Source organism: Chloroflexota bacterium (assembly GCA_018648225.1).
In the GTDB taxonomy this organism is placed as follows: domain Bacteria; phylum Chloroflexota; class Anaerolineae; order Anaerolineales; family UBA11858; genus NIOZ-UU35.
This window is the reverse complement of the sequence record JABGRQ010000182.1, coordinates 1-7,704: the sequence shown is the minus strand read 5'-3', so window position 1 is coordinate 7,704 and position 7,704 is coordinate 1. Positions and strand designations below refer to the sequence as shown.

The 7,704-nt window shown below is 49.9% G+C and carries 7 protein-coding genes; 3 read left to right on the top strand and 4 right to left on the bottom strand.

Annotation, left to right across the window (positions count from 1 at the left end; all coding sequences use genetic code 11):
- Window positions 1–115: 115 nt before the first annotated feature.
- A complete protein-coding gene (locus tag HN413_16285) occupies window positions 116–1,318 on the bottom strand; it encodes a cystathionine gamma-synthase family protein (GenBank protein ID MBT3391958.1) in 1,203 nt (400 codons plus the stop codon).
- Between the two features lie 180 nt (window positions 1,319–1,498).
- On the opposite strand from HN413_16285, the gene HN413_16280 reads away from it, so the two are divergent.
- The gene (locus HN413_16280; GenBank protein ID MBT3391957.1) at window positions 1,499–2,599 is read left to right on the top strand and encodes an aminopeptidase; all 1,101 of its coding nucleotides are present in this window, start codon (window positions 1,499–1,501) and stop codon (window positions 2,597–2,599) included.
- A 64-nt stretch (window positions 2,600–2,663) separates the two neighbouring features.
- Here the strand turns inward: HN413_16280 and HN413_16275 are convergent, their stop codons facing one another.
- Window positions 2,664–3,296, bottom strand: a complete 633-nt coding sequence (locus HN413_16275; protein MBT3391956.1) for a hypothetical protein — start codon at window positions 3,294–3,296, stop codon at window positions 2,664–2,666.
- Window positions 3,297–3,441: 145 nt separating this feature from the next.
- Between HN413_16275 and HN413_16270 the strand changes: the two genes are divergently transcribed.
- Window positions 3,442–4,203 carry an AAA family ATPase gene (locus HN413_16270; GenBank protein ID MBT3391955.1) on the top strand — a complete coding sequence of 254 codons (762 nt, stop codon included), beginning with the start codon at window positions 3,442–3,444 and terminating at the stop codon, window positions 4,201–4,203.
- Window positions 4,193–5,539 (top strand): hypothetical protein, encoded by a 1,347-nt coding sequence (locus HN413_16265; protein ID MBT3391954.1) that lies wholly within the window; start codon window positions 4,193–4,195, stop codon window positions 5,537–5,539. Before HN413_16270 ends, HN413_16265 begins: the two co-directional genes overlap by 11 nt.
- Before the next feature lie 46 nt (window positions 5,540–5,585).
- On the opposite strand, the gene HN413_16260 is transcribed toward HN413_16265, so the two are convergent.
- Together HN413_16260 and HN413_16255 are read right to left on the bottom strand one after the other, a co-directional pair.
- A complete protein-coding gene (locus HN413_16260) occupies window positions 5,586–6,710 on the bottom strand; it encodes a ketoacyl-ACP synthase III (GenBank protein MBT3391953.1) in 1,125 nt (374 codons plus the stop codon).
- 12 nt (window positions 6,711–6,722) lie between these two features.
- Window positions 6,723–7,704 (bottom strand): beta-ketoacyl-ACP synthase II (locus HN413_16255; GenBank protein ID MBT3391952.1); only part of this gene is annotated, 982 nt, incomplete at its 5' end.

The window sequence follows — 7,704 nt, the reverse complement described above, 5'->3', positions numbered from 1 at the left end:
CTGAGCGCGCGCCAAAACCTCGTAAGCGCCTTCTGCTTTCAAGTGGTTTGTGCGTCTGGCGTATGTCATTTTTATAATGCCTCCAATAGCTAAAAATTTTTTGCAGAAAAAAAAGTCACGCCTGGTGATTTGCAGCGTAATCTAACGCCTGGGTAAGGTCGGCGATCAAATCATCGGCATCTTCAATGCCAACGGAGTAGCGGATCAGACTCTCGGGGATACCCATCGCAGCGCGTTGCGCTTCGGTAACTTCCACATGACTGGTTGTTCGCGGCGGCCCGGCAACGGTTTCAACCGGCCCCAGGTTGGCCGCGATGTGGGCATATTTCAGGCGCGGCAAGAATACCCGCACAGCATCAAAGCCACCATCCAGGAAGAAACTCATCATGCCGCCGAAATCGCGCATCTGTTTTTTGGCAATCGCATGGTTTTCGTGCGTCTCCAATCCGGGATAAAAAACATCTTTGACAAAGGGATGCGCTTTCAAAAAGCGGGCTATTTTTATGGCATTCTCACTCTGGCGCTGAACGCGCAATGCCAAAGTTTTTAGCCCGCGAATCATCAAATAGGCCGCCATCGGATGCAAGGTTGCACCATTAATCTCGCGATAGGCAAAAGCGCGCTGTACCAGTTTTTCGGAACCACACAAAATGCCGCCTAACGCATCGGCATGACCGCCAATGTACTTCGTGGCGCTGTGAACCACCAGATCGGCGCCCAGCGCTAATGGATTGGTATTGATCGGCGTAGAAAATGTGTTATCCACTATCACAGTTGCGCCAGCCGTGTGCCCGGCTTCTGCCAAACGGGCAATATCAACGATCTTCAAGGTGGGGTTCGTCGGGGTTTCGATATACAAAACCTGGCAACCTTTGGCAACTTCAGCCTCAATCGCTTCGTGGTCAGTTGTGGCGCACAGCGTTACGTCAATATGAATACGCGGCAAAAAGCGGGTGAAAATTTCGTTGGTGCCGCCGTAGGTATCTTTGATCGATACGACACGATCGCCAGGTTTGAGCAGCGAATAGAGCGTATTGCTAATCGCCGCCATTCCGGTGGAGAAACTAGTCGCGGCTTCTGCCCTTTCCAGTTGACGCATTTTTTCTTCAAAAATTGCCACCGTTGGGTTTGTATTGCGGCTGTAAATATGGCCTTCTTCCTTCCCCAAAGCAACATTGTACCAATAGTCCAGATCATCATAGCCATAACTGACACTATGCACAACCGGAACCTGCGTAGAACGCTGCCAACCATCTTTTTTCTCTTCACCAGCCCAAACCGACAATGTGTTATAGCCCGGTTTCTTTTGATGGGTCATAAAATTCTCCTCGTTATCCAATTCTAAGAAGCCCGAAAATAGGGGTGTGTGGGGCGCTTCGCGCCCCACACACCCCTATTTTCGGTATTTTATTCATCGTGTTGCGTAAGTCCTATGTGTATTATACTAATGTCCGAATATACTGCACATCATTCTACTACTCTGTTCAAGGAGATAGCCATGCCCGACCCTCGCGTATCGAAATTAGCTCAGGTTTTAGTGCAATACTCGCTCAATTTACAACCTGGTGAACAGTTTATATTGCGCACCAGCCCGCTGGCTGAGGAACTCAGCCTGGAAGTGTATAAAGAAGCCGTCATCGCTGGAGCAAATGTTAATTTGCAAATCAGCTTACCCGGCGCGTCTGAGATATTCTTCAAGTATGCGAATGACGCTCAATTGGAATATATTTCCCCGCTCCGGCGAATTATGGTCGAAGAATTTGACGCCAGTCTGTATATTGAAGCCGAACATAATACGCGCGAACTCAGCGGCACCGATCCGGCCAAACAGGCCCAGTTTAGCAAAGCTGGCGCGGAAATCAGCAAGATTTTTATGGAGCGCGCCGCCCGTAAAGAACTCAAATGGTCGCTGACCGTCTATCCCACCCATGCTATGGCGCAGGAAGCCGATATGAGCCTGAGCGAGTACCGGGATTTTGTATACGAAGCAGGAATGCTGCATCTGGACGATCCGGTGGCGTTCTGGAAAAATGAGGGCAAACGCCAACGCGAATTGATCACCTGGCTCGCTGGACGCGATCAGGTTTCACTTAAAGGCAGCAATGTCGATTTGAGTTTCTCGATCAAAGAGCGCACCTTTGAACCTGCCGATGGCAAATACAATTTCCCCGATGGTGAAATTTTCACCGCTCCGGTGGAACCCTCCGCCAACGGTTGGATTCGCTTCTCGTATCCGGCCATCTACGGCGGGCAAGAAATCGAAGATATTGAATTATGGTTTGAAGATGGCAAAGTTATCAAAGAAAAAGCCAGCAAAGGGCAAGAGCTGCTCACCGCGCTGCTCAACACAGACGAGGGGGCGCGCTACCTGGGCGAGTGGGGCATCGGTACAAATTATGGCATCCAGCGCTTCACCAAGAATATGCTCTTCGACGAAAAAATAGGCGGCACCATCCACCTGGCGGTTGGCGCAGGCTACCCCGAAACCGGCAGCAAAAACGAATCCGGCATTCACTGGGATATGCTCTGCGATATGGCCGAGAGCGAAATCCGCGTCGATGGCGATTTATTCTACAAAGATGGCAAGTTCGCGGTGTAATTCACTCCGCCCTGTATTGAAAAAAGAAGGACGGCAAAGAACGCCGTCCTTCTTTTTTTGTTTACTATGGGGAGCAACTTTCCCCAAGATGATCGGTAGTAATCCACCCCGAAATGCTCCCCCCGCCAGAACTGGGCTGATAAGTCACAAATACCCAACAGCCGCGCTGAGTCGTCGTAACGTATAGCGTAGCCCCTTTTGGCACCGTAAACAGGTTTTGTGATACGGCGGTGGCTCCCAGATAAATAATGGTCTCGTCTACCGTTTTTTTCAGCGAATAGCTATGCGTGGGTGTACTGGTCAGCGTCGGCGTGAAGGTTTGTGTAGCCGTTGGCGACTCTGTCTGCGTGGCGGTAGGTGTATAGCTGGACGTGAGGGTAATCGTCGGCGTTTCGGTGTGCGTAGCTGTCAGCGACGGCGCGAACGTAAGTGTGGGGGTTGACAAAGGTGTAATCGTAAAAGTAGCCGTATTTATAGGGGTGCTGGATGGCGTTAGCGTAAAAGTGGATGTTGGTGTAGCCGTTTGTGTAGGCGTCGGCGTTTCTGTTGTCAGAAAACTGATCCGCACCGGAAAGCTAAAGAATAATGCAATCAGCGCGACTGTAAAACAAGAACTCACCACTGCCGATAATAAAATCCACAAGTAAATCATTTTTGGGGATTGGTTAGATGGAATCGATTCGCTGGGTCGGATCATCGGATAACCTTCTTGCTCATCAGTTTTATAAAAAACAGCGTAGGGCGGCTGCGTGTAAAGAGAGTATAAACGAGAACGTTTCAGGAGGCAAACCCAAACATCCATAGTAAAAAATTGACCCCCCATTTTATGATATACTCAAATTATGGAACGCATAATCATTGTAGCCAACCAAAAAGGTGGCGTTGGCAAAACGTCTACCGTTGTCAATCTGGCCGCCGGATTAGCGCAACTAGGGCATCGTGTCGCTGTGATTGATCTCGATTCGCAGGGGGCGCTCACTATCAGCCTGGGGCTTGATCCGTATACTGTCCGCCCATCTACCTACAACTTACTGCTCGATGATAAAATTGCCTTTACCGATGTCCTCAAAGATACGGGGAAAAACATCGCTTTAGCTCCCGCGAATGCCGAGTTGATCGCTGCCGAATACAAGCTTTACACCCAATCAGAGCGCACGGCACGGCTGCGCAATATTCTTCAATTACCGCGCGAGCCGTTTGATTTCATTCTTATCGATACAGCGCCCAACCTGGGACTAGTCACCGTGAACGGGCTAGCCGCGGCCCACGAACTACTCATCCCCGTGGCCGCCAACTACCTTTCAATGCGCGGTGTGCGCTCTCTGCTCGATTCGGTCTGGCTCATCCGTGAGAAATTAAATCCACAACTCAAATTACTGGGTGTTCTCCCCACGCTGGTGCATCCCAAAGCTACTCACGCAAAATCGGCCATCTACGAAATGAAAACCGTCTTCAAGCAGAAAGTGTTTCATGCTTTTATCCCCTACGACGACGTTGCAGCAACCGCACCAGCGATGCGTAAAAGCGTTTTGGAGTATGCGCCTAATAGCGCCGTGGCGACTGCTTACTTGTATCTTGCTAAGGAGGTAAGCTATGCAAAATAGACTTTCTCAAGACCCGTTGGAAGGCAAAGGGGAAGAAATGATTCCACAACGGGGATTACCCTTTGATGATATTGATGAAACCCCCCTGGAAGAGATTCCTCCCGAAGAGCGCATTCCAGATTTCTCCGAGGCGGAGATCACCCCGCGCGCCGCAGAATCCACGCCCGAGGAAATTCCCGCTGACGACAACCATCCCTTTGATGATAGTGATGAACCCTCGTTCCAGTTATCCGCCGAAGAAAGTGAAGCGCTGATGGGCGATACCGAAGGACTTTTTACAATGGAAGCGACACCCTGGGAACTGACCGAAACAGAAGCCAAAGCATTTATGGGCAGCGCCGATGAGGCCTTCAACCCGGAACCTGAAGCCACGCCCGAAGAAGATCGCAGCCTGCACGGGCCTCCCGGAGAAATTGCACTGGTCGAACACTTTGCCGAACCCAAAGAGACAGAACCGGATATGGGTATGAGTACCCACCTCGAGGATGATCCTGCTGAAATCGAAAAACTCTTCGCCGAAGAACTGGCGCAGCCATCTAGTCCAATCCCAGCACAACCCGCGCCAGGCATTGTCCACGCGGTCGGAGAAGTTCAACACGAAGTACAATCAGCTGAAGATGCAATGATCGAATTGCTAGTAACCGACGAAGACATGCTGGCAATGTGGCGCAGAGCCGATCAGGCTCAAAAAGATGTCAAGCGGCAGATTTCCACTTTGTATATCGCCCGTCCGCTGCTAAACCATATTCAGGCGGCGCGCAATGAGCTAATGGCCGGGAAAACCTATTTCGAAGATGCCGAGCGACATATCAACGAAGTCGAATTTCGTGTGCAGTTAAGCATTCAATTAGATAAATTAGCGAAGACAACTATCCCGCGACTATATATATATCTGGCGAGTTGGTTCATCATCACTGTTGCTTTGCTATTCATTTTCGGCGAGAATATTTTTTCATCCGAGGGATCATCGCTTTATTTTCTGGCCGGGAGTATGCTATGGGGCGGCATGGGTGGATTGGTTGGGGCGCTTATGCCACTTATCAAGCATTTTTCGGTTGAACAAGATTTTTCCCCGCGGCATAACTGGTGGTATGTCACCAGCCCCTTCGTCGGCAGTGTGATGGGCGCCATCATCTATCTGTTTATGATGCTTGGATCACTCTCCATCACATCCGGCGAAATTTCTTCCCCCGTGATTACCTATATCCTGGCCGGATTAGCCGGGTATCAGCATAAAGTTTTCACGAATCTGGTCAAACGTATGCTAAAAGTATTGGAATTTGACGAACAAGAAGAAGTTGAAGAAGAAGTTGAGCTAAAAACCAGTTCCGGATAGCCAGAATAAAAAAAAGAGCGGAGCGCTTGGCGCTCCGCTCTTTTTTTTATTTATCCCGTTGGCCCCAAACCATACCTTCAACCAAACGCACAATCCTCAGCCCCCAGGAACGCAGCTTGACATATAATCGATAAAGGCCATGCAAGCGATAAGGCCACATCTTCGGCTTTTCAGCGGGCAAGGGACCAGTCCACTGAGCCAGCAATGCCCCCCAGGTCAGGCCAGCGCCAAATCCTACAAACACAATTCGATCTCCGGGTTGAATGCGTCCATCTGTAATTGCTTCTACTGCCGCCAAAGGGATTGATGCGGTAGATGTATTTCCATAACGCTCCAGATTAATCACAAAGCGCTCAAGTGGTAATTTCAAGCGTTTCGCCGCGGTTTCAATAATTCGCTGGTTTGCTTGATGAGGAACCACCCAATCAATATCATCTAACGTAAAATTGGCCTTTTTAACAACATCCTCCGTGGCCTGTGCCATGACGCGGGTAGCAAAGCGGAATACTTCCCGTCCATTCATCTGGATGAAATGCTGCTTATCCTTAACAGTTTGGTAACTGGTAGGGAGTTTACTGCCTCCTGCGGGAACAGTTAGCAAATCTCCACCAGATCCATCTGAACGCATAACAGCAGATAGAACCCCGCCGGGCTCCTGGCTGGCTTGTAATACAAACGCGCCAGCGCCATCCCCAAAGAGAATACAGGTAGAGCGATCTTCCCAATCTACCAGACGCGAAAGTGTTTCTGTCCCAATGACCAACGCAGTACGAATCGCTCCCGAGCGAATCGATTGCGCGACCATATTTACAGCAATAATAAAGCCGGTGCAGGCCGCAGATAAATCGAAAGCACCGGCCCGCGTGGCACCAATGCGGTCCTGAATCAATGAAGCCGTTGATGGAAACAAATGCTCCGGAGAAGATGTTGACACGACAATCAAATCTACATCATGGGGGCTAATATTTGCCACTTTGAGGGCTTTTAGCGCAGCTTCGGCGCCCAGGCTGGCAGAACTTTGTCCTTCTTCTGCAATATGGCGTTGGGCAATACCTGTTCGGCTGCGAATCCACTCATCGCTGGTCTCAATAATTTTAGCTAAATCAGCATTTGTTATTACGTTAGCGGGTACACTTGTACCCCAGCCGGTAATATGTGCAAAATAGTTCATGATTGCAGCTCCCTATGCCTGCGCCTGATAACGACTGACAATAATTGAGGCATTGTGACCACCAAACCCAAACGAGTTTGACAGTATATGTTCAACCTGCGCTGGGCGCGCCACATTGGGAATATAATCCAGGTCACAATCTGGATCAGGGAATTCATAATTTATAGTTGGTGGCAAAATATCATTCAAGAGTATTTTTACACAGAAAATCGCTTCCAATGCACCGGCAGCTCCTAGTAAATGTCCGGTCATGGATTTCGTTGATGATACAGGAATTGCATACGCCAATTCGCCAAAAACGGTTTTTATAGCCGCCGATTCGCTCTTATCGTTTAATGCTGTGCTGGTACCATGGGCATTGATATACCCAAGTGATTCTTTGTTCAAACCGGCATCATCCAAAGCAGCTTGCATACACAGGGCAGCGCCAGCGCCATTCTCGGAAGGGGCAGAAAGATGATAGGCATCATTCGTCGCGCCGTATCCGCTGATCTCGGCTAGTATTCGCGCTCCACGATTTTGCGCATGAGCGAGCGATTCCAATACAAGCACGGCTGCTCCCTCACCCATGACAAAACCATCCCGCTGGGCGTCAAATGGGCGCGAGGCACGGGTAGGATCATCATTACGAGTAGACAAAGCGCCCATCACATTCATACCTGCCATCGCGATCGGCACAATCGCAGCTTCAGTTCCACCTGCCAACATGACATCAGCCTGCCCTCTCCGGATGATTTCGGTCGCTTCTCCAAGCGCATTCGTACCTGTGGCACAGGCAGTTACTACAGCAAAATTTATCGCTCGGATTCCTAGATGGATAGCGATCATCCCCCCGGGCGTATCGGGCAACATACGCGGGATGAGAAACGGACTCACTCGAAGTGGGCCTTGTTTCATCAAGGTTTCCATATTCTCATAGAGAGTGCCAATCCCGCCAATCCCGGTGCCAATTACAGCACCAATCTGATCGCGATTTGAATCCGTTATCTGCAAA

Bases quoted from the DNA above. Each gene is read 5' to 3' on its own strand.
- HN413_16285 (MBT3391958.1), bottom strand. From the start codon at position 1,318: ATGACCCATCAAAAGAAACCGGGCTATAACACATTGTCGGTTTGGGCT.
- HN413_16280 (MBT3391957.1), top strand. From the start codon at position 1,499: ATGCCCGACCCTCGCGTATCGAAATTAGCTCAGGTTTTAGTGCAATAC.
- HN413_16275 (MBT3391956.1), bottom strand. From the start codon at position 3,296: ATGATCCGACCCAGCGAATCGATTCCATCTAACCAATCCCCAAAAATG.
- HN413_16270 (MBT3391955.1), top strand. From the start codon at position 3,442: ATGGAACGCATAATCATTGTAGCCAACCAAAAAGGTGGCGTTGGCAAA.
- HN413_16265 (MBT3391954.1), top strand. From the start codon at position 4,193: ATGCAAAATAGACTTTCTCAAGACCCGTTGGAAGGCAAAGGGGAAGAA.
- HN413_16260 (MBT3391953.1), bottom strand. From the start codon at position 6,710: ATGAACTATTTTGCACATATTACCGGCTGGGGTACAAGTGTACCCGCT.